We start from the raw sequence: 21,326 nt of genomic DNA on the forward strand, positions 1-21,326 counted from the left end.
TTTGTGGTCATTTGGAGGTAAAATAGTGAATTTAGGTTCATAAATAGTGAAGCAAAGTTCACTATTGCCCCTTCCACCTCTACTCTACTCTACTCTACTCTACTCTACTCTACTCTCTCCCTACCTCTAACGCTCCCTCCTACCTCTACTTCTACCTCTACTTCTACCTCTACTTCTACCTCTACTTCTACCTCTACTACTACCTCTATCTACCACTACTCTACTCTCCCCTTATCCGATTGGTCGCTGCCCGTTGGAGCGTCCCCCATTTACTTAAATTTTACCGCGACATTGCACCAACGGAGAATTAAGCTGCCAACGCCGCACCAGTCCTCAACCCTATGCAAGTTCAGATACAATACCCACATAAAGCGACATGTCGCCTTAAACCCTAATTCGATCACTAAACGGGGAGCCGCGGCACTTGTAAACTTGCAAAAAGCAAAAAAAGCAGCCCCGGACGCCGCGTCCGGAACTGCCTACTGTCAAACCGAATGGATGGACGGCCAATCCATTTCCACGCCGGCTTCCGCCAATACTTTCTGGAAGTCTTGCAGCAGAGACTCGCTATGCCGGACTTCCCGGGGCGAGCAGCCGCGGTCCAGGCAGAAAGCGGCCAGGAAGCCTGCCGCCTCCCCGATGTTCCACTCCACCGGGTGAAGCCGGTAGCAGCCGTTCGTAATATGCGTCGTGCCGATGTTTTTGCACGCCGGCAGCAGATTGTTGACGCGAACCGGCAGCAGACTGCCGAGCGGAATATGGAAAGGCAGGCTGGAAACGTCGACATACGTACGCAACGCCGTGCTCGGATGCAGGTCGATCCGGTAGCAGCCGACGCCGACCGAATCCGGATACCGCTCCGAACGCCCGCTCGGACGAAGCTCCGGACTCAGGTGCTGCTCCACGACCGTCAGCTCCGCGCGAATTCTCCGGGATTCGCGAATATACGGGCTCTTGGCCAAGCCATCCTCCGTGCCGACCATATCTCCGCGCAGCCGCAGCCCTTTGTAGCCCGCTTTCCCGTCCGGACGCGGCGCCTCCGTCTGCATCCAGTAAAGCAGCGACAAGCTGAGCAGCTTGGCGCTCTCCAAATGGCGGGCTCTTTCCTCGGGCGTCACGCCGATAATCGGACCGAGCCAGTAGTCATTGGCCGGCCAGTTTACGATCGTGGCGTCGCTTGCGAACGTCCCCTCGACAAAGTTGGATCTATCAATCACTCTGCGGTAATTCCACAGCGAGAACGATTTGCCATCCGGAAAAAAGCTGTAGCGCACTGGCTCCAGCGTATGCGGCACGAGCCCGCTCCAGCTAAGCTGCCGATCGGGCCAAAAATCGGCCTTGTACTGCCGCCAAAAATCGTACTGCTCCGGCTTCGCGATCGTAAAGTCCTCGCCCTCGATATGATCCACCGCAAAGCACCAGGTAATCGCCTGCATATCGGTCGGATCGGCCTCTCCCGCCAGCGCGTGGGGCTCGCCGGTTTGCGCGATCGACTCGGAGCCGGTCACATATTCCACACCGGCCATCGGAAGCACGTCGCCTTCGTCCGTCGCATCGAGGAAATAAGGCGCCGTAAGCACGGTTCGTTCCCCGGTAGCCTCATGCCGTACGGTAACGGAACGGACATTGTCCCCTTCCGTCTCCGCTTCCTTCGCCTTGCAGTTCGTCAGGATGATCAGCTTTCCGCTATGCACGTAAGGCGCCAGCATATCCTGCAGCACGGCTAGCGCGGCGCGCGGCTCATGGGAGATGCGGCTGACATTCGCATTGCCGGGATTCAGGTACAGCGTAGACCGTGCCTTCGCCGTAAGGGGAAAATGATTTTTGTAATAGTCCCGGATCCTATTGCGGAATTCCCGGTAGCTTGCCGTTGAGCCGAAACGCTCGATCCAAGGGTGCTCGTCGGGCGGCACCGCTTGGCTGGTCAACTGGCCGCCGATCCAATCCGTTTCCTCCGTCATGATGACGATTTTCCCCATCTTGGCGGCGGACAGCGCGGCCGCGCAGCCACCCGTGCTTCCCCCGATAATGACGACATCCGCCTGTCTATGCTTGATCATTGAAATTCCCCTTTCCTTTAATGGAGCCATTCATCCGCATCCGCAACCGCCTCCTGCAAGGAAGGGATGCGAGAAACGCCCTCTCCCAAAGCAGTGCCAAGGCCCTAGCCTGTCGCAGCGCGAATAGGCGTAATTGTGGACGCGGTTCATCGCCGGAACGTCTATTCAAATACCGATTCATCCAACAAACTGAGCAGCAGTCCCGCAGGAGTAATCGCGTTCGTCCAGCCGCTCTCCATGCAGTAGGGCCCCCAGCCCGTATCCCCGTTGTTGCCGAAATATTCGTTCCGGTTCAAGTCGAAGGCTCGCATCCAGCCCCCATGAAACCTTTTATCCGGACTCTCGATCTGAATCCGGCACATATAGCCGCTCAATGACCGGTACAGCGCTTCGTAGCGCGGATTGCCCGTCGCTTTCCAAGCTTCCCATGCATTCATAAGCAAAAAGTTGTTCGTGTACAGCTGATCGGCGATCCCTTCCCCGTTATATAAGAATACGCCGGTATCCTCCTTGCCGAAGCGCTCGGGATCCGGGTTGTCCGCCTCCTCGACCGCTCCTGACGAGTGCTGGTTGGCGAGCAAATAAGCGATCGAATCCTCCAGCCCTTTGGCGATCGCCCCCGTCCGGTCATGCTTGCTGAGGAAGCCGAGCGGCAGCACCAGACGGCTTATGCCGGAAGTCTTGCTGTACATGAATTGAAGCTTGTCCGGGTTCGCCAAAAGCTGCAAGGATCCGCGCAGAGCCGCCTCCACATAGGCTTTTTCGCCCGTTACGAGATACGCTTGAATAAAGGCGGCATGCGCGATGCTCTCGAAATGCGGATTCATGCTGCCTTCGAGCGTCTGCGCATGTTTTCTTCCGCGCTCGCGGAGCTGCTCCCCCGTCAGCACGTTCGGCCTCAGGCCGTTAGCGTTCTGCGTGGCCAGCAGCGCCTCCGCCGTCGCCATTCCTCTGGCGCGGTACGCTTCCAGCCCCGTTTTGCGGTACAAATACAAGAGCACGAAGCATACCCACGCATTATCGTCGGTAAACAGCTGATGCGGCTTTGCGTCGGGAAAGTCGTACCACTTAAAAAAGCCGCACGAAGGCGAAGCAGGATCGGTGTCCTGGTAGCCGCTCTCGAACAAATAGCTCAGCAGATTTCGCGACACGCTTTCCCAGCGCTCTTCGCCGGTGTATCGCCCGTATAAATGAAAGAACAATGCCGTATGCGCATGGCAGTCCGGTCTTCGGTCGCGCGAGAGCGCCGCCGTCACGGAGTGAATGTTCTCGAATACGCCCTCCGAGCCGTCCGCGGCCCCCAGCATGCCCGATTGCTCGAACCACTCCGCGCTTGCGGCGACCGCTAGCTCCGGTGCTGTGCCTCCGCTTGGAGCGATAACCCGCTCCCACATCCGGAAAGGAATGCCAGTGCGGGCAGACAATGCGCTTACGACTTGCGCCCACAGTCCGTATGGACGAAGCGTCCAGCGGGAACGACCGGAAAACAGCGAAAACGCGGCATAAACGACCGTTCCCTTTCCATGGCTCTTGACGAATAGCCCCGGACGCCCATCCTCCTCGTCTTTGGATGCTGCAACAAGCGTTTCATGAAAAACGCCGATATCGAGCCAACGCTCGACCTCGATCGGAAACCCGGCCGCATAAGCGCCGTCCCATTCCAGAAGCGCTCCCTCCGGTAAGCCTCCGTTCGCAGCCCCGATTCTCAGCTTCTCGAATGTCCTTCTCGTTGCCGGGAAATCCTGCTTCCAGCCGAACAGACGGGAACTCGTAAAATCGAAAGCGCTTATCATTTCCGCATACAACGTGCCGCCCGCTTTCACATAATGCCACAATTTATCCAGAACGGCGTTCGATAATACCGTTTCATTCTCGATGGATCCCGAACCGATCAGCGCGATCGCCTTATAGGCATCGAGCTTACAATCCGCAAGATCGCCAAGCCCGAACGTTTGGGCGCCTTCCACAATCCCCTGCCCGATTTCATTTGCAGCAAATACTGCGTATGACATGACGTTTCCTCCATAAATGAATCGTCTCCCCCCGCATCCGCATAACCTCGAAAAACAGGTATGCATCCATCCTTTTTCGCGTGTACGGGAATTGTGCGTGTCCCTGTTTCGTCCTCATTGTATCACGGGCAAGATGGCGAGTAATTGTCGCGATTCGCTGCTTTTGTTATCCGGATTTGTTCATATTTTCGAACGTATGTTCTCAAATAACAACAAAAAAAGCCGATGCACAAGGTGCACCGACTCCGATATCAGGCTTCCAAATATCCCTTCGCTACCGCGCTCTGAATCAATTCCTGCGCGAATGCCCACAGCTCCTCGGAGCCTGACGCGATGTGCTTGTTGCGAGCCAGCACCATATCGCTCGTGATGCCGTGCTTCTTCCAGCTGTACCCTTGCGTGTGATAGTTATGCAGCAGCGGCTGAAGCCGGTCTAGCGCGGCGGCGTACTTTGCCTCGGATGTTTGCCGCACCTCGAACTCTTGCCAGAGCAGAAGGCATTCCGCCTTCTGATCGGCAGGCAGCAATCCGAAAATTCGTTCAGCCGCGGCGTTTTCGCGTTCCGCCTTGTCCTCATTCCCCTTCACGTCATAAGCGAACGTATCGCCCGCGTCGATTTCCACGATGTCGTGGATGAGCAACATTTTGAGCACGCGGAGAATGTCCAAGCTTTTATCATTCGCATGCTCGTTCAGGATAAGGGCCATCATCGCTAAATGCCACGTATGCTCCGCATCGTTCTCCAGCCTTGAGCCGTCCATAATAAGCGACTTGCGCAGGATCGTTTTGAGCTTATCGATTTCTACGATAAAAGATAGTTGGCTAAGCAGGCGTTCGTTCGTCATGGTTATCTCCTTTGTGCTTGGCGAGAGTGATCATTTGCCGGCTTTCTCTTGAAAATCCTTTATGAAAACTTCCATTTGCCGCTCATGATGACGGTCATGGTCGATAATAAACGTTTGTGCATAGGTTCGACTAATGTCCATCACGCGCCTGCGCCGCCACCCTGAGGCGATGTGCCAGCCAATCGGCCAGCAACGAAACATGCATGAACAGCAGGGCCGCTATAACGCCCAGCAGCGAAAACCCGGCAATATCTTCAACTGCTGCACCGCTTCCGCCTATGATGGCGCCGAACAGGAAAGCGATGGCGAAACCGCCGCCCGCATACAGCAGCAGCTTCACGGCGAAAACGAGAAGAAAATGCTTCATCTTATCGGCCATCGCATCCGCAAAGAAAGAGTAAGGCAAGCCGCCGATGACATATACCGGTCCCGAATAGATCAAATACAGGATGATGAGGCTTGAAAACGACCAATATACCGTTCCTTCCTGCCTTTCGGGCGTCTGCACCTGATAATAGACCGCCAGAAGAACACAGAACAAAATGGCGGAAACGATCGTCGTGGCCAATCGGCCGATGACATAGAACTTATCCCGCTTCATAGGACGAAGCCCCCTTTGGCGTGCTGGTCCCCATTCCGTGCTTTATGCGTCTTCTCCCCATTTTACATCATCGTCACCGTTATATCATCCATTTCATGCCAAAAAGCAGCTCTATATCTACATCAAATATCGCTTGATCGCTTCTACGACCACAGCCGCACCGCATAACAGCGCAATACTCCCGAAGCAAGCCGCCGTTACGATTTGACTGAATACTAAACTTCTTTCTTCTTTCATGTCCATCCCGCTCCTCTTTGGATTCTATGAATCCATTATAGAACGCCGGCAACCTCCTACCCATCGATTTTCATGACAAAAACCGGCCGCGAACCTTTCAAAATTGTCACCGTACCACGAGTTCCATTTCATTTATCTATGCTCTCGAAATGATTCTATTAGGATTGGACAAGTTGCACCGGCTGTCAAATAAGAAAAGAGGCTTCCATCGCCGAACGGCGAGAAAGCCTCTTTTCTTATTACATAAAACAATTCCTTTACATTCGGACTTCCATTCCGGTTTTGGCCGATTCGTAAATCGCCGACAATATTTTGATTGTGTCGACGCCATGCTCGGGACGAATAATCGGCTCCGCGCGCTGTTTAACGCAATCGATAAAATGCTTCAGGTGCTCGCCGTGCGGATCAGCCAATTCATTCGGCTTGAATACGGGAACCGTATTGATCAGCTGTCCCGCCGATTCCGAGAATAGCTGCAATTCATTTCTCTTCAGGCTAAACCCCGCTTTCGTGCCGCGAAGCTCCACGAAATTCATTTCTTCTCCGATATTGGATGCCCAACTGAACTCGATTTGCAAAGAAGCGCCGTTATCGAAACGAATAAACCCGGTCGCCAGGTCTTCCACGTCGAATACGCCGTTTTCTTTCCTCTCTCCGTAGACGCTGTGAACCGAATCGGATTGCTCATTATCGGCGAATTTCGTATAAGTGGCGCCGGATACGGCGATCGGTTTCGGATTGCCCATAAACCATACGGCAAGATCGATAAAATGGACGCCCAAATCGATTAACGGACCGCCCCCGGACAGCTCCTTGGTTGTGAACCAGCCGCCTTTTCCCGGAATGCCGCGTCTGCGAATCCACCCGCAGCGGCCCGTATAGAGGTCTCCCATGTGCCCTTCTCCGATAAACCGTTTGAGGTATTGAGCGGCCGGCGTAAAGCGGTTATTTCTCATCACCATCAATATTTTTCCGCTGGAGCTGGCAGCGTCGGCCATTTTTTGCGCTTCCTCCGGGTTCACGGCATCGGGCTTTTCGCAAAAAACGTGTTTCCCCGCTTGTAAAGCGGCAATGGCAATAATCGAATGGTACAGGTTCGGCGTACAAATATCGACAGCGTCGATGTCATTCCTTTGCAGCAGCTCCCGGTAATCGGTATAGAAGGCTGGAATGCCGAATTCCTTGGCAGTCTTTTCGGCTTTCTCTTGATCGGTATCGCACAATGCGACCAGTTCCACCTCCGGGTGACTCCTAAGCGTTCGGACATGCGCCTCCCGGAAAATGTTGCCCCCCCGATAACGCCCATTCTCAGTTTGGTCATCATAACCGAACTCCCCCTTCAAACGATGCCGAGAGACCGCGAATCATATTCGTAAGGTTGGTATAGCTTGTTTGAACGCATGCCATCGGATCGCGCCGGCATTCGTCCTGCTCTACGACGTACCATTCGATTCCGTTCCGTTCCCCCCAAAGAAGAATAGGTCTGAAATCGATCATACCCGTTCCGATCTCGGCGAATCCCGGCTCCTCATTTTCGGCCATATCTTTTAGGTGGATAAGCGGCATACGGTTTGCATACGGGTTCATATATAATACCGGGTCTAGACCGACTTTTTTGATCCAGTAAACATCGATTTCAGCCAAAATGCGATTTTCCGCCGATGGCTTGAGTAAGTATTCCAGTCCGTTACAGCCATCCGCCTTTATTTCAAACTCAAAATCATGGTTATGGTAGCTGAGCCGGAGTCCATGCTCCTCCATGGCCGCCGCAGCCTGATTCAACGTTTGTTTGACGTAGCGGAAGCCTTCTTCCGTGCGATAGGCTACCGGAATGGACGGACAGACGATGTCTCGGGTCCCGAACAACCGGGCTTCCTTCATGACCTCTTCCAAATCGCCTTCAATCCTGCCAAACGAAATATGCAGTCCGGCCGTTTGCAGCTCCAAGCCGCGGACGACGGCAGCCAGCTCCTCAGGGTCGTACTCGTGGTACCCGGCCATTTGAACGCCGGCCCACCCCATCCGCTTCAATTCCCGCAGCACTTGCGGAAAATCGTTTTGACACGCATCGCGAAGCGTATACAATTGAACGGCCAACTTGCTTTTCATTGGTTTTGTCCCTTCCCGGATCAACGTTTCCACTGCAAAATTTGCCCGTCCATGAGCAGCCGTTCGCACAGCACAGAATAGTCCAGATCCTGCACAGCCTTATTGCCTTCCAAGGCAAGCGCTGCCGCTGTAGCGGCCGATTGGCCCAAAACCATAAAGACGGGTTCCATCCGGATCGAGCCGAAAGCGATATGAGAGGCTGACAGGCAAACGGGGACGAGAAGATTTTGACATTGTTCCCCCTTCGGAATAATGGAACGGTAAGATATCGGATAAGGCCCATACGGCGCAATTTCGACGTTTCCTTCGTTGATGCAGCGGCCGTCAATGACAAGCCTTCGGCAGTTATGGAAATCCATCGTATAAGCCGCATATCCGACGATATCTTCGACAGCGGCAATATGCCGGCAATGATGTTCCGTCATCACCACATCCGCGATCATGCGACGCGCTTCCCGAATATACAGTTGATGCGGCCAGTTCGCGGTTGTGGTAAATTCGTCAGCGGGAAGCCCCCACCGCCCGGCTTCTCCGCGAATAGGTGCCGGCACCCTTTCATCTTTGGACAGAAAGTACAGCAGTCCCATCATATAATTCACATGGTCCTGAAAGATGCGTTCCCTTGTCAGGTAATCTCCGTCGGGCCAATCGTAGTTGCCGCCGATATGATCGGTGGACACGGCGCCGAAATTGTTCAAGTCGGTCTTCCCTTCCCTTTGCTTGACTTCAATCGCCGACACGATGAAACTATCGTCCAGACGACTGAGCAAAATGTTCAAGGATGCCGCCAATATCTCGATTTCCGAGTTGATTACCGAAACCAGGCTGGCCAAAGCAGCCGAGCTGCTCGTCCAGCACAATCTGAGCGTCCATGAGGTTGTCGAGAAGGTGGGCATGATCAACGAAACCTACTTCTTCAGCGTATTCAAAAAACGTTACGGAGCGACGCCGAAGGAATACGCATTACAGAAACAGCTCGTGATGCTGAACGGCGCGCAAAGAACGGAAAAGGAACGCTGACGGATGCTGCTGCCGGCGGCCTAAACAGTAATAACGGATTTTCGAGGGGCTAAACGACCTGTTCAGCGGGCAAATGAACAAATCGCTCGGAGGAAGAGAATGGGGACGGGAGGACGATTACCAAGAAGCCGATCAGGCGGGGCCGGCAATCTCCGCTAAAATCCCCATGCCAAGCAATGAAGAAAAGAGCGGCTCGTCGCCGCCCTTCCCTTTTACCCGTAACCTTTCCTAAGATCCAGCCCCGCGGTACCGACGTACGCCGAAATTCCAGACGGACAACCCGACCGCACAGAACGCAATGCCGACAACCGGCGTCAGCAGCGCCATTCCGCCCCAATTCGCCCTGTCGAGAAAATACGACGCCGGATAGAAGCCGACGAATGCAAAAGGCAGTATCCAGGTGAGCAGCACCGTCATCGTTTTGTTGTACACGTTGACCGGGTAACGCCCGTAGTTCTGAATGTTCCAAATCAGCGGCAAAATACCGGTAGGCGCATCGACGAAAAACGATATCGACGTCAGCCCCACATAAACCCCGCCGTAAATAAGCACCGAGCTCGCGACCAGCAGTACGAACACAATCGGGTCGTACCAGCTCAGATCGACGCCGAGATAAGGCCATGTCGCCCCCATGATGACAAGCCCCGCCACCGAACCCATCAGCGATGCAGGATCCATATTTTCGAGCATCAGCTGCACCAGATTGTACGCGGGGCGCGTCAGTACGCGGTCCATCTCGCCTTTGACCAAATATCGTTCGGCAAAGCCCCACAGGTTGAAGAAGCAGCCGAAAACGCCGTAAGGCACCATAAAAAATCCGTAAATGAAAAGCACCTGCGCCTGCGTCCAGCCGCCCAGCATATCGGTATGCAGAAACACGACTAGAATAAAGAAGAGGTTTACGCCTTGAAACAGCAGGTCCGAAATCACTTCCACCCAAAAGTCGGAGCGGTACGTCAGCCTCGTCTTCATATAGTTTTTCAAATAATCCATAAGCAAAGTCGCATAAAACATACCGGTCACCCTCCTTGCACGAACAAGCGATACCGCGCCCGCCGCCATATCCAGATAATCGGCACGAGCAAGATGACGAACCAGACCATCTGGACGCCCAGCACGCTGCCGGCGCTCACGCCGCTTACTTTACCCGAGAACACGGCCCCCGGCAAATACGAAATCGCTTGGAAGGGCAGCACCTTGAGGATACTTTCCGCCCATAGCGGGAAGAAGCTGATCGGGATGATCAGACCGGAAAACAGGTCGACCGCCACCCTCTTCATACGCATCATGCCCTCGGCATTTTCCATAAAAAACGCGCACAGCCCCGTCAAAATATTGATTTGCGAATTGATCAGGAAACTGAACAGCAGCATGACTAGAAACGTCAGCCAAACGTAAGGATCGGTCGGCAGCTTCACCGGGAACAACAGCGAAGCGATAATCATGCCCGGCGTCGAGAAGAGGAGCAGACGAAACATCCCTTCCCCCATGCCCTGCATCATCTTGACGACTAAATAGTTGTATGGGCGGATAAACTGGATAGCAACGCTTCCGTCCTTGATTTCATTCGATATTTCCCGGTCCAGGTTGTTAAAATAAAACGCCCTCGCCATCCATGTAACGGCAACGTACGTGGTCATCTGCGCCATATTCATGCCGGCGATCGCTTCGCTTCCCGAGTAAATCGCTTTCCACAAAAAATACTGAGCGCCGATATTCGCTACATATATTAATATACCGGTGTAATAATTCAGCCTGTACGCAAGCATCATGAGAAACCGGATGCGGATGAGGTCGATGTATGCGCCCGTCATGAAGCACCGCTCCCTTGCTTCTCGCGTTCCTTGGCGGTTTCCCCGTTAGATGCTGCTGACCCGTCGTTCACCGGAGACGAAGGCGCAACTACCGCCTCTTCCGGCATCGCTTCGATCTGTCCTGCGGCTGCATTCGCGCCGGGGTTCAATGACGAGAGATCGGCGACGGAGCCGGATTTGTAAATTTCGCGGACGATGTCGTCCGTGTTCGTTTCGACGATTTTGACGTCGGCGATCGGCGTACTGGTAACGACGCGGCCCAGCACTTCCGAAATGCCCGCCTGATCGGCCGGGACCCAAACTTTCGCTGACGCTTCGCCGGTTTGCGTCCACACGACGGGCAAGCCTGCCGTCAGCTCGGCCAGACGCTCCAGCGGGAACGGTTCGGTGAACTGAAGCACGACCTCTTTTCCCTTGCCCCACCGGTTTTTCAGCTCGTCCAGACTGCCGTCATAAATGATCTTGCCGTCATCCAGCATGATGACGCGCGAGCACAGCGCTTCGATGTCCTGCAAATCATGGGTCGTGAGCAAAATCGTCGTGCCGAAGCGCTCGTTCAACGACTTCAGAAATTCGCGGATTTCCATCTTCACGACGATATCGAGACCGATCGTAGGCTCGTCCAGAAACAAAATGGACGGGTTGTGCAGCAGCGAAGCCGCAAGCTCGCAGCGCATACGCTGACCAAGGCTCAGCTTCCGCACCGGGCGGTTCAGCAGCTCGGCTAGCTGAAGCCTTTCGACAAGCTCGTCGAGCCGCTTGCGGTAATCGTCCAAGCCGACTCTGTATACTTTGCGCAGCAGCTGGAACGACTCGATAACGCCGATGTCCCACCATAACTGGCTCCGCTGTCCGAACACGACGCCGATTCCGCGCACGAACGCCTCCCGTTCCTTGTACGGCACGAAGCCGTTTACGCGCAGCTCGCCGGACGTCGGCACGAGAATGCCGGTGAGCATTTTGATCGTAGTCGATTTACCGGCGCCGTTCTCTCCGATATAGCCGCAAATTTCGCCTTGCGGAATTTGGAAGCTGATATCGTTAACCGCCGTCACCTCGCGGTATTCGCGGCGGAACAGATCCTGCAGCGCGCCTTTTAGGCCTTCGCGGTTTTTCTGAACTTTGAACTGCTTGCGCAGTTGATGAACGTCAATAGCAAGCATGGTTCTTTCTCCTTTCTTACAGGGGCAGCTTCAAGGTCACTATCGCCTAAACATGCCCGTACGACAAATCTTTGCAACTTTCGAGCGCGCCTCATCGTCTAATGGTTAAGAAGCCGCATTCCTTTCCAGCATTCGACAAAACTTGCCCGCGACAGGCGGCGCCATCTATAATGAAAATAACGGCACGGACGAAATGTCAACGTTTGGCCCGGCCTCTGCCGGAATGAATGCAAGCTTTTTACGCACATTATAAAAGGTGCTGCGCTGCATTCCCTATGATACATCATGCCTTCCTTTACGGAAAGACGGGCACAAAAATGTGACCGGATTCTCCATAAAGCGCGTTCGGCGCTTATCGGAAGCAGCTAACGCATCCAATCAAACGAGGTGACGAAAGGAGAGGCGGCGCCGGTGAGGATTTTCAAATGGACGATGCTTACCCTGGTGGTAGCTCTTCTTGGCACGGTAGGCTATTACGGATATTCCGTTTATTCTTTCGCAAACAGCATTCATAAAGATCCCGGGGAATCCCGCGTCCATTCGGTCAAACCGCAATCCGTTTCGGCTAAGGGCGGGACGGCGGATGCCTATACGCCCCCCGTATGGGAAGGCAAATCGAGGGTTAACGTCTTGCTGCTCGGCGGCGATTCGCGGGGATTAAAGGAGGGCGAAGTGCCGAGGTCGGATACGCTCATGGTCGCTTCCATCGATCCGGTTACGAAGAAGGCCCACCTGATTTCGATCCTGCGGGATACTTACGTGAAAATCCCCGGACATGGCGAAGACCGGATTAACTCGGCTCTGGCCATCGACGGACCGACGCTTGCCATGCGCACCGTAGGCGATCTGCTCGGCATCCCTATCCAATATTATGTTTACACCGATTTCAAAGGATTCATCGCGCTTATCGACGCGGTCGGCGGCATCGACATCGACGTCGAGAAGAACATGAAATATACGGACAGCGCGGACGATCACGTTTACGACATTAACTTGAAAAAAGGCTTGCAGCACATGGACGGCAAAACCGCGCTTCAGTACGTTCGCTTCCGGCATGACGCGCTATCCGATTTTGCCCGGACGGAACGCCAGCGCAAGTTTATGACGGCGCTCGCCGAGAGGCTGCAAACGACGTCGTCGCTAATCAAGCTTCCGCGAATTTTGCAAAGCATCGATCCGTACATCGAGACGAACTTGTCCGTCATGGATATGGTGAAGCTGGGTTCGCTCGGCTTCGAGGCCAAAGCGGCCGGCATCGAAGGCCTGCAGGTGCCTCCGCAGGAGCTGCTGGAAGAGAAGCAAGTGCGCGGCGCGGAAGTCATCGGCGTCAACCCGGCGAAGCTGCAGAGCTACATCCAGAAAAAATTCAAAGGCGAATCGGCAACGACGCCTCAGCAAGGCAAGGTCAACGCTGCCGGGAAAGCCGGCTCCACCGGCACAAGCACCGGCGCAGCCGCAGGCAGCAAAAACGGCGCGGCCGCGGCACCGACCGCCAAACCTTCAAGCTCGGGCAAAACAGCCGAGTGACAGAAATAACGTTCCCTGGGAAACCGGGGAACGTTTTGTTGTTATAGCGGAAGCTTGCGGGTAACAGCAAGAGCTATGCTCCACGCCACCGCTAACTGGAATTTCTACAGTTATTTGTCCACGTACATGTCGCGCCCATCCCCCGACTGGATTTCCTGCAACTCTTCGACCTCCTACATGACTTGCCCATCCGCTAACTGGATTTCCTACAGCTAATTAATAGATTCAGCGGGCAATGGAGCCCTAATCGGTTAACTACCTGCAGGTTTTCCATTTCAATAACCGTTTTCACGCTGATTACTCCAAAATAGCTGCATCAAATCCAGTTAGTCGTTCTTCCGTTCTTCCGTTCTTTCGCCCATACCTACCGTTTACCTGTACCGGCATAGACAACACGTTCATTTTTGCACAATCGGTAGTGCAAATAAATCCCTTCATTAATATGTGGTAAAATGTTGTGATAAAATGAATGTTAGTGTACGATCCTGTTTAGTTTTCGAGTTGAAAGGGGTAATGGTAAGATGAACCGGACACGATCCGAGCAATTGTACAAGCAAGCGCTAACCCATATCGTCGGCGGGGTAAACAGCCCTTCCCGTTCGTTCAAGGCGGTCGGCGACGGCGCGCCGGTCTTTATGAAACGCGGCCAAGGCGCCTACTTCTGGGACGAGGACGGCAACAGGTTTATCGACTACTTGGCCGCGTACGGCCCGATTATTCTCGGACATGCCCACCCGCATGTCACCGAGGCGATTTGCCGCGCCGCCCAGAACGGCACGTTGTACGGCACCCCGACCGAGCTTGAGATCGAGTTTGCGCGCATGATCAAAGAAGCGATACCTTCGCTCGACAAGGTGCGCTTCGTCAATTCCGGCACGGAAGCCGTCATGACGACGATCCGCGTCGCCCGTGCCTTCACGGGCCGCAGCAAAATTATTAAGTTCGCCGGCTGCTACCACGGCCATTCGGATCTCGTGCTTGTCGCCGCGGGTTCCGGTCCTTCGACGCTCGGGATCCCCGACAGCGCCGGCATCCCGACGACGATCGCGCACGAGGTGATTACCGTGCCGTTTAACGATCTTGATGCGCTTCAAACCGCACTTGAGCGCTGGGGTCACGAAACGGCCGCCGTCATGGTCGAGCCGATCGTCGGCAACTTCGGCATGGTCATGCCCAAGCCCGGCTTTCTCGAGGGGCTGTGCCGAATGACCCGCGAGCATGGCGCGTTAGTCATTTACGACGAAGTCATCACCGGCTTCCGTTTCCACTACGGGACGGCGCAAACATATGCAGGTCTTCCGCTGACGGGCAGCCTGCGGGATATAGAGCCGGACCTGACGGCCTTGGGCAAAATTATCGGCGGCGGGCTGCCGATCGGCGCATACGGCGGCCGCAAGGAAGTGATGGAGCAGGTTGCCCCGCTCGGCCCGGCCTATCAAGCCGGAACGATGGCCGGCAACCCGGCTTCCATCAGCGCAGGCATCGCCTGCCTGCAGGCGCTCGCGGAGCCGGGCACCTATGCCAAGCTTGACGCGCTTGCGGCGAGACTGGCAGCAGGCATCGGCGAGGCCGCGGCAAAGCATGGCGTGCCGCTTACGATCAATCGCATCGCCGGCTCCTTCTCCACTCATTTTTGCGATCATCCGGTTACAAACTATGAAGAAGCGCAGGACACGGACGGCGAACAGTTCGCCGCATTTTTCCGGCTCATGCTCGAGCAAGGCGTCAACCTCGCCCCTTCCAAGTACGAAGCGTGGTTTCTGACGATCGCGCATACCGATGAGGATGTGGAAGCGACGGTTCAAGCAGCTGAACTCGCCTTCCGCGAAATGAACAAAACCCGAACATTATAACGATTTTGTTATACAAGGACGACAGTTTGCACTTACTGTCGTTTTTTTTGCACTTTCCGACGACTCTAATTTGTCTCAATAAAATAATTATTCAAGTATTATGCAAGGGAGGTAGCGCTTTCATAAAGAAAAGTGATCGGTGCGCTATTGTATGAAAAGAAAATTCATGCTATTCTATATGTACTTTTAACCTTTTTGTCGAAACATAGCATAACGCCGTATTTGCTTATTATTTTTCCCTCGATATCCCTGCTTTGGGAGTAGATAACCAGTCCTCCCGTCCTGATTCCCGTTGTGGCCGACCAGCAGCTCTTCCACTCGCAATTATGACCATCGAAGATGCCTGCTATACATTATTGTGTATTTTTATTCATAACTATATAGGAGGTGACGGTCAGGAAACTGACCTGACATCAATGAACCAAGCGATGATCAACGAAGGACGCTTTCAACATTTGTTGGAAACGGAACACGATAGCTGCGGGATTATTTGCATAATCGAGAAGAATGGCCACCCTTCCCGCGACAACATCCAAAAAACGATCGATGCACTTGTTAAGATGGAACATCGTTCGGGTTTTATCGCAGGAGAAGGAGACGGCTGCGGTATTTTGACGGACATTCCACGTGCGCTATGGGAGAAACGTCTGCAGGACGCGGGGCTTGACGGCAAGCTCGCTTATGATGCGCGTTTTTCGATCGGCCATATTTTCGTACCGCGCAAGCTGGACATCAGCGCCGCCGACATGCAAGCGGAAATCCGCGGCATGTTCAAGCAATACGACATCAATATCGTTTTTGAACAAGAAAATCAGGTGGACAGCAGCGTCCTCGGACCGAACGGCAGAAACGACGAGCCGGTATTCTGGCAAATCGCCGCGATCTGCGAGAAAGCCGAAACGCCTGCAGCCGACCATCTCTATGAGCTGCACGTCGCCATCGAAGCCCGTTTCAACGTGCACGTAGCATCCCTTAGCAACACAACTGCCGCTTACAAAGTGCTTGGCGCTGCCAGCATTTTGCCGAAATATTTCAACGATACGCGCGACCCGCTCTTTACCGCTCAAGTCACAATCGGTCATAACCGGTATTCCACGAATACGCTGTCCAGCTTTTTCCGTGTCCAACCGTTCTCGCTGCTCGGTCATAACGGCGAAATCAACACTGTCAAAAAAATGCGTTACGAAGCCGATATGATTGGCGTTCCGCTTGTAAACGGCGGCAGCGACTCGCAGGACATGAACCGTGTCATCGAGACGTTCATTCACCGTTTCGGCATGAGCCTGTTCGAGGCGATGGAAGTCGTATTCCCGCCGATTCACAACGAAATGAAGCTGTTCCGTCCGGAGCTGCAGGATATGTACGTTTACTTCCGCCAAATTTGGGGACATTACGCACAAGGACCTGCAGGTATCGTCTCACGTTACGGCAACGAATGCATTTTTTCCGTCGATGCGCTTGGACTGCGTCCCGTATGGATGGTCGAAAGCGAAACGTCCCTGTACTTCTCCTCGGAGCAAGGCGTTATTACGGCTGATGAAATGGTTGCCGATCCGAAATCGATCGCGCCGGGCGAGAAAGTCGGCGTTGTCCTGACACCGGGCGAACACGTACAGGTTATTCCTTATAACCGCGTGCAAACGCTGGTGCATGAACGTTCCAGTGCCAGAATCGATTACACGGGCCTGCGCAAGCATCTCGGCTACAACGAAACCGGTATCGAGGCTTCGCTGAACGCAGCCCCGGAAGTGACCGATTCCGTATACAGCGCGTTCGGTTGGGACCGCGACGGCATTCAAATGATCGAATCGACCGCCGAAACAGGCGCCGAACCGATTCGCTCGCTCGGTCACGACAGCCCGCATGCCGCTTTGAACTGGGAGCGTAACAATATTCCCGATTTCATTAAAGAGAGCGTTGCTGTCGTCACGAACCCTGCGATCGACCGCGACCGCGAGATGGAACACTTCTCGACCCGCGTCGTAGTAGGAACCCGTCCGGTCGTTTACGGCGAAGTAGGCAGCAACCCTCCTATCGAACTGCTCTACCCGCTCATTCTCGAAGGCGATAATGGCGTAGACAGCGAGAAAGAGCTTCATCACCTGTCGCTGGAGCAGCTGCTGGCACGGTTCCGCGGGTTAGGCGAAAAAGCCGTCGCCACCTTGTCCTTGACCTTCGCCAAAGGCGGATCGCTCAAGGAAGCTCTCGACGCTCTTGCCGAGCAAGCCGTTCAAGCCGTTCAAGACGGTGCGATGCTGCTTGTGCTGGACGATTCGGAAGCGCACAGCGGCGACCGCTTGTGGATGGATCCGCATCTTGCGGTTTCCAAAGTCGACATCGCGCTGCGCGGCGTTAAGCTGGGCAACGGCGACAACCTGCGCCGCCACGCTTCGATCGTGCTGCGCTCGGCCGCCATCCGCAATCTGCACGACATTGCCGTCGCCTGCGGTCTTGGCGCGGACATCCTTTCGCCTTACGTTCTGTTCGCCACCGCTTCCGCGAAAAACGGCGCTCCTGCCGCCCGCAAAGTGTTCACGGCGCTGAGCAAAGGCCTGGAGAAAGTCATTTCCACCATCGGTACGCACGAGCTGCGCGGATACACCCGCTTCTACTCGTCCATCGGCCTCAAGCCGGAGCTTGCCGAGGTGCTTGATATCGTTAACTATTTAGGCAGCGAAAAAGCCGGAACGGGATTTGCCGATCTGGAAGCCGACGCCGAGGCCCGCTATAACGACTATGCTAACCCGAAAGCCAAAGCGGCGAAAAACTTCCGCTTCTTCCAGCGCATGTGGAAAGCACTCGGCGATGCCGCTTCAGGAGCCGCTCCTTACACCGAGTATCGTGACAAGCTGCGCGAAGAAGAGGGGCGCAATCCGATTTCGATCCGCCATATCGCGGGCATCAACTTCGAGAAGGCGCTGGCCGAAGGCCGCAAGCCGCTTGATCCTTCGGAAGTCGACATTTCGATCGGCGGTCACGATCTGCCGATGCTTATCTCGTCGATGTCGTTCGGTTCGCAGAACGAAACCGCGTTCCGCGCCTACGCCGAAGCCGGCGAGCGCCTGAACATGGTTACGATGAACGGCGAGGGCGGCGAGATCAAAGATATGCTCGGCCGCTACAAACGTACTCGCGGCGCGCAAGTCGCATCCGGACGTTTCGGCGTTAACGTCGAGCTGGCCAATGCGGTTGCGTTCTTGGAGATCAAAATCGGTCAAGGCGCGAAGCCGGGCGAAGGCGGTCATCTGCCGGGCTCCAAGGTAACGGCCAAAATCGCCGCAGCACGTAACGCGACGATCGGCTCCGACCTGATCTCGCCTTCGAACAACCATGACATTTACTCGATCGAGGATTTGGCGCAAATCATTTCCGAGCTGAAGGAAGCAAGCGGCCGGAAAGCCAAAATCATCGTCAAAATACCGATCGTGCCGGGTATCGGCACAATCGCGGTCGGCGTCGCCAAAGCAGGCGCTGACGTCATCACGCTGTCCGGCTTCGACGGCGGTACGGGCGCGGCTCGTATTCACTCGATCACGCACGTCGGCTTGCCGACGGAGATCGGAACGAAGCTTGCGCACGTTGCCCTGATTGAAGCAGGTCTTCGTCACAAAGTCGAGCTATGGTCGGACGGCGGTCTGAAATCCGGCGCCGACGTCGTGAAGATGGTCCTGATGGGCGCGAACCGCTGCGGCTTCGGCAGCATCGCGATGCAGTCCGTCGGCTGTACGACATGCCGCGGCTGTCACCTCGACACCTGTCACGTCGGGATCGCAACGCAAATCGACTCGATGGAAGAAGCCGAGGAAAAAGGGCTGCGCCGCTTCGTGCCGCGCGTCTTCGATACGGCGGTAGACAGCCTGGTCCGTCTGTTCGGCGGCATCGGCGAAGAAGTGCGCGAAATCGTCGCGCAGCTCGGTTACAAAAGCCTGCAAGAGCTTGTCGGCCGTTCCGACCTGCTTGAGCAAATCGCGAAGCTGGATAAAGTCGACCTGAGCGACATCCTGCGTCCGGCTCCGCTGCAATTCGTTTCCCGCGAGCAGGCGACTGCCGAAGCGGAAGCTGCGGCAACGGAAGTTTCTTCGGATATCCGTATCGCAGCAGGCGCGGAAGGCCAAGCGATGTTCCCGGATGCGCTCGAGTTCAACGCGCCGGTCGAACGCACATGGTCCCGCATCGACGCCGAAACGCGCATTCTCGGAAGCCGTTTCTCCAGCCACCGCGTCAGAGACCGGTTCGACGGCAGCTTCGAAAGCCTGCCTCCGGTTAAGCTGTCGCTCGTCGACGGCTCCGTACCGGGCAACGGCCTTGCGGCTTTCAACGCACGCGGCGTGGACATTACCGTTCACGGCGGCGCGGAAGACGGCGTAGGCAAAATGGCGAACGGCGGTAAAGTCGCCATCTTGAAATCGCCAGGCAAGAACAAGGCGTTCCTCAACGGCTCCGTAGGTAAATCGTTCGGTTACGGTGCGCAGCGCGGCTTGTTCCTTATCCAAGGCAATGCCGATACGCGCGCATGTATCCGGTTCTCGGGTGCAGACGTCGTATTCGGCGGGGAAATTACGTCCCCGCTGCAGGATGAGCTTGGCGGTATCGCCAGCCGTGCGAACCTGAAGGGCTTCGCTTTCGAATATATGACGAACGGCCGTGCCGTCGTTCTCGGCGACCCGGGCCCATGGATTTGCGCAGGGATGACCGGCGGCGTGATTTACCAGCGTCTGAACCCGGAAATGGGTATGGACGAAGCGGCGATTGCGCGTCGTGTCGCCAAAGGCGCGAAAGTGAAAGTAGAATCGATCGGCCAGCAAAGCCGCAAAGACCTGAACGAGCTGCTCGGCGCTTACCGCGATGAGCTTGCCGCGTCCGGCCAAGCGGAAGAAGCCGCGAAGATTCAAGTCTTGCTCGACAACTTGGAGACGAACTTCGTGCGTATCGCGCCGGTCGGCCTGCAAGCCGATCAATCGGTAGCGACGGAATAAGCTTGTTAGTAAAAAAGGCAGTCCCGATAAGCTTTACTTCGGGAGCTGCCTTTTTTGCGTTACCGCCAATCCTTTCTTCATGCCGCATGCCGGCGGGGCTGACCGCCTTCCGTTTAACACGGGCGGCAACTTTTGATACAATGGGTTCAGGAAAGGGGGCATGACCGATTATGACGGGTCACACCAACAACAAATTCCGCGTTTCCGCGGTTCAGTACCATTTGCATACGATTTCTTCCTTCGAGGAATTTGCCGCACAGGTCGAGCACTACGTAAAGACGGCCGAAGAATTTGCGGCGGACTTCGTCTTGTTCCCCGAGTTTTTTACGACGCAGCTGCTTTCGATCGGCGACGGCAAAGGCAACGCCCTGACCATTAACGAACTGCCCGACTTCACCGAGCGATACCGCTCGTTATTTACTAGTCTTGCGCGCAAAACCGGCATGCATCTGATCGGAGGCACGCACGTAATTCGTAAGGGCGACCGGCTCTACAATGTCGCACATCTGTTTTACCCGGACGGTCGTGTAGCCGAGCAGGCCAAGCTGCACATCACCCCTACCGAGGTAACGGAGTGGAACATGTCCGCCGGAGACGGCCTGGAGGTGTTCGAGACGGATAAAGGCACGATCGCCATGCTGACCTGCTACGATATCGAGTTTCCGGAAATCGTGCGAATGGCTCGCGCCAAAGGGGCAGACGTTATTTTTTGCCCGTCGTGCACCGACGACCGCCATGGCTTTTACCGCGTCCGCTATTGCTGCCATGCACGCACGATCGAGAACCAGATCTACGTCGTGACGACCGGAACGGTCGGCTCGCTGCCGACGGTGGACTTCATGCGCGGCAACTACGGTCAAGCGGCGGTCATTACGCCGAACGACGTTCCGTTCCCGCCTCGCGGCATTATGGTCGAAGGCGAGATCAACGGTGATATGATCGTCACCGCCGATGTAGACCTGAGCCTGCTTCACGAGGTTCGGCTTAAAGGCTCCGTGACGACTTGGCGCGACCGCCGCACCGACTTGTACACGGACTGGAAGTAATTCCCGCATGTGCGGGTCCGTCCCGCGTTCTACGGTGGGAAACGGCTTACTTCCATTAAGGAG

The 21,326-nt window shown here is 55.2% G+C and carries 15 protein-coding genes; 5 read left to right on the forward strand and 10 right to left on the reverse strand.

Features of this window, described 5'->3' with window-relative positions; translation table 11 throughout:
• Positions 1-485: 485 nt before the first annotated feature.
• From ACKGJP_RS32915 to ACKGJP_RS32945, 7 genes are all read right to left on the reverse strand, one after another.
• Entirely contained in the window at positions 486-2,060 is a 1,575-nt protein-coding gene (locus ACKGJP_RS32915) for an FAD-dependent oxidoreductase (RefSeq protein ID WP_409342953.1), read from the reverse strand.
• Between the two features lie 161 nt (positions 2,061-2,221).
• The gene (locus ACKGJP_RS32920; RefSeq protein WP_409342954.1) at positions 2,222-4,072 is read right to left on the reverse strand and encodes a hypothetical protein; all 1,851 of its coding nucleotides are present in this window, start codon (positions 4,070-4,072) and stop codon (positions 2,222-2,224) included.
• 251 nt (positions 4,073-4,323) lie between these two features.
• Positions 4,324-4,917 carry an HD domain-containing protein gene (locus ACKGJP_RS32925; protein WP_409342955.1) on the reverse strand — a complete coding sequence of 198 codons (594 nt, stop codon included), beginning with the start codon at positions 4,915-4,917 and terminating at the stop codon, positions 4,324-4,326.
• Between the two features lie 130 nt (positions 4,918-5,047).
• Positions 5,048-5,518 (reverse strand): hypothetical protein, encoded by a 471-nt coding sequence (locus ACKGJP_RS32930; RefSeq protein WP_409342956.1) that lies wholly within the window; start codon positions 5,516-5,518, stop codon positions 5,048-5,050.
• A 494-nt stretch (positions 5,519-6,012) separates the two neighbouring features.
• The gene (locus tag ACKGJP_RS32935; protein ID WP_409342957.1) at positions 6,013-6,993 is read right to left on the reverse strand and encodes a Gfo/Idh/MocA family protein; all 981 of its coding nucleotides are present in this window, start codon (positions 6,991-6,993) and stop codon (positions 6,013-6,015) included.
• 82 nt (positions 6,994-7,075) lie between these two features.
• The gene (locus tag ACKGJP_RS32940; RefSeq protein ID WP_409342958.1) at positions 7,076-7,864 is read right to left on the reverse strand and encodes a sugar phosphate isomerase/epimerase family protein; all 789 of its coding nucleotides are present in this window, start codon (positions 7,862-7,864) and stop codon (positions 7,076-7,078) included.
• Positions 7,865-7,884: 20 nt separating this feature from the next.
• Positions 7,885-8,643: an FAD-dependent oxidoreductase gene (locus tag ACKGJP_RS32945; protein ID WP_409342959.1), complete on the reverse strand. Its 759-nt coding sequence runs from the start codon at positions 8,641-8,643 to the stop codon at positions 7,885-7,887.
• Between ACKGJP_RS32945 and ACKGJP_RS32950 the strand changes: the two genes are divergently transcribed.
• A complete protein-coding gene (locus ACKGJP_RS32950) occupies positions 8,636-8,884 on the forward strand; it encodes a helix-turn-helix transcriptional regulator (RefSeq protein ID WP_409342960.1) in 249 nt (82 codons plus the stop codon). The two genes, ACKGJP_RS32945 and ACKGJP_RS32950, sit on opposite strands and share 8 nt — an antisense overlap.
• Positions 8,885-9,112: 228 nt before the next feature.
• On the opposite strand, the gene ACKGJP_RS32955 is transcribed toward ACKGJP_RS32950, so the two are convergent.
• The 3 genes from ACKGJP_RS32955 to ACKGJP_RS32965 are packed head-to-tail and all read right to left on the reverse strand — an operon-like array spanning position 9,113 to position 11,861.
• Positions 9,113-9,898 (reverse strand): ABC transporter permease, encoded by a 786-nt coding sequence (locus tag ACKGJP_RS32955; RefSeq protein WP_409342961.1) that lies wholly within the window; start codon positions 9,896-9,898, stop codon positions 9,113-9,115.
• Between the two features lie 5 nt (positions 9,899-9,903).
• Positions 9,904-10,698, reverse strand: a complete 795-nt coding sequence (locus tag ACKGJP_RS32960) for an ABC transporter permease (RefSeq protein WP_409342962.1) — start codon at positions 10,696-10,698, stop codon at positions 9,904-9,906.
• Entirely contained in the window at positions 10,695-11,861 is a 1,167-nt protein-coding gene (locus tag ACKGJP_RS32965) for an ATP-binding cassette domain-containing protein (protein WP_409342963.1), read from the reverse strand. The genes ACKGJP_RS32960 and ACKGJP_RS32965 overlap by 4 nt, the downstream gene beginning before the upstream one ends.
• 432 nt (positions 11,862-12,293) lie before the next feature.
• Here ACKGJP_RS32965 and ACKGJP_RS32970 point away from each other — a divergent pair, with 432 nt between their 5' ends.
• The 4 genes from ACKGJP_RS32970 (at position 12,294) to ACKGJP_RS32985 (ending at position 21,263) form a co-directional block, all read left to right on the forward strand.
• A complete protein-coding gene (locus tag ACKGJP_RS32970) occupies positions 12,294-13,388 on the forward strand; it encodes an LCP family protein (RefSeq protein ID WP_409347321.1) in 1,095 nt (364 codons plus the stop codon).
• Between the two features lie 521 nt (positions 13,389-13,909).
• A complete protein-coding gene (locus ACKGJP_RS32975; RefSeq protein WP_409342964.1) occupies positions 13,910-15,241 on the forward strand; it encodes a glutamate-1-semialdehyde 2,1-aminomutase in 1,332 nt (443 codons plus the stop codon).
• Between the two features lie 416 nt (positions 15,242-15,657).
• Entirely contained in the window at positions 15,658-20,217 is a 4,560-nt protein-coding gene (locus ACKGJP_RS32980) for a glutamate synthase-related protein (RefSeq protein ID WP_409342965.1), read from the forward strand.
• A 170-nt stretch (positions 20,218-20,387) separates the two neighbouring features.
• Complete coding sequence (locus ACKGJP_RS32985) at positions 20,388-21,263, forward strand: carbon-nitrogen hydrolase family protein (protein ID WP_409342966.1); 876 nt, start codon at positions 20,388-20,390, stop codon at positions 21,261-21,263.
• Positions 21,264-21,326: the final 63 nt, after the last annotated feature.

It is taken from the genome of Paenibacillus litoralis, assembly GCF_046244365.1.
In the GTDB taxonomy this organism is placed as follows: Bacteria; Bacillota; Bacilli; order Paenibacillales; family NBRC-103111; genus Paenibacillus_V.

Bases quoted from the DNA above. Each gene is read 5' to 3' on its own strand.
- ACKGJP_RS32925 (WP_409342955.1), bottom strand. From the start codon at position 4,917: ATGACGAACGAACGCCTGCTTAGCCAACTATCTTTTATCGTAGAAATC.
- ACKGJP_RS32950 (WP_409342960.1), top strand. From the start codon at position 8,636: ATGTTCAAGGATGCCGCCAATATCTCGATTTCCGAGTTGATTACCGAA.
- ACKGJP_RS32980 (WP_409342965.1), top strand. From the start codon at position 15,658: ATGAACCAAGCGATGATCAACGAAGGACGCTTTCAACATTTGTTGGAA.
- ACKGJP_RS32960 (WP_409342962.1), bottom strand. From the start codon at position 10,698: ATGACGGGCGCATACATCGACCTCATCCGCATCCGGTTTCTCATGATG.
- ACKGJP_RS32940 (WP_409342958.1), bottom strand. From the start codon at position 7,864: ATGAAAAGCAAGTTGGCCGTTCAATTGTATACGCTTCGCGATGCGTGT.
- ACKGJP_RS32915 (WP_409342953.1), bottom strand. From the start codon at position 2,060: ATGATCAAGCATAGACAGGCGGATGTCGTCATTATCGGGGGAAGCACG.
- ACKGJP_RS32930 (WP_409342956.1), bottom strand. From the start codon at position 5,518: ATGAAGCGGGATAAGTTCTATGTCATCGGCCGATTGGCCACGACGATC.
- ACKGJP_RS32970 (WP_409347321.1), top strand. From the start codon at position 12,294: ATGCTTACCCTGGTGGTAGCTCTTCTTGGCACGGTAGGCTATTACGGA.
- ACKGJP_RS32965 (WP_409342963.1), bottom strand. From the start codon at position 11,861: ATGCTTGCTATTGACGTTCATCAACTGCGCAAGCAGTTCAAAGTTCAG.
- ACKGJP_RS32955 (WP_409342961.1), bottom strand. From the start codon at position 9,898: ATGTTTTATGCGACTTTGCTTATGGATTATTTGAAAAACTATATGAAG.
- ACKGJP_RS32920 (WP_409342954.1), bottom strand. From the start codon at position 4,072: ATGTCATACGCAGTATTTGCTGCAAATGAAATCGGGCAGGGGATTGTG.
- ACKGJP_RS32975 (WP_409342964.1), top strand. From the start codon at position 13,910: ATGAACCGGACACGATCCGAGCAATTGTACAAGCAAGCGCTAACCCAT.
- ACKGJP_RS32985 (WP_409342966.1), top strand. From the start codon at position 20,388: ATGACGGGTCACACCAACAACAAATTCCGCGTTTCCGCGGTTCAGTAC.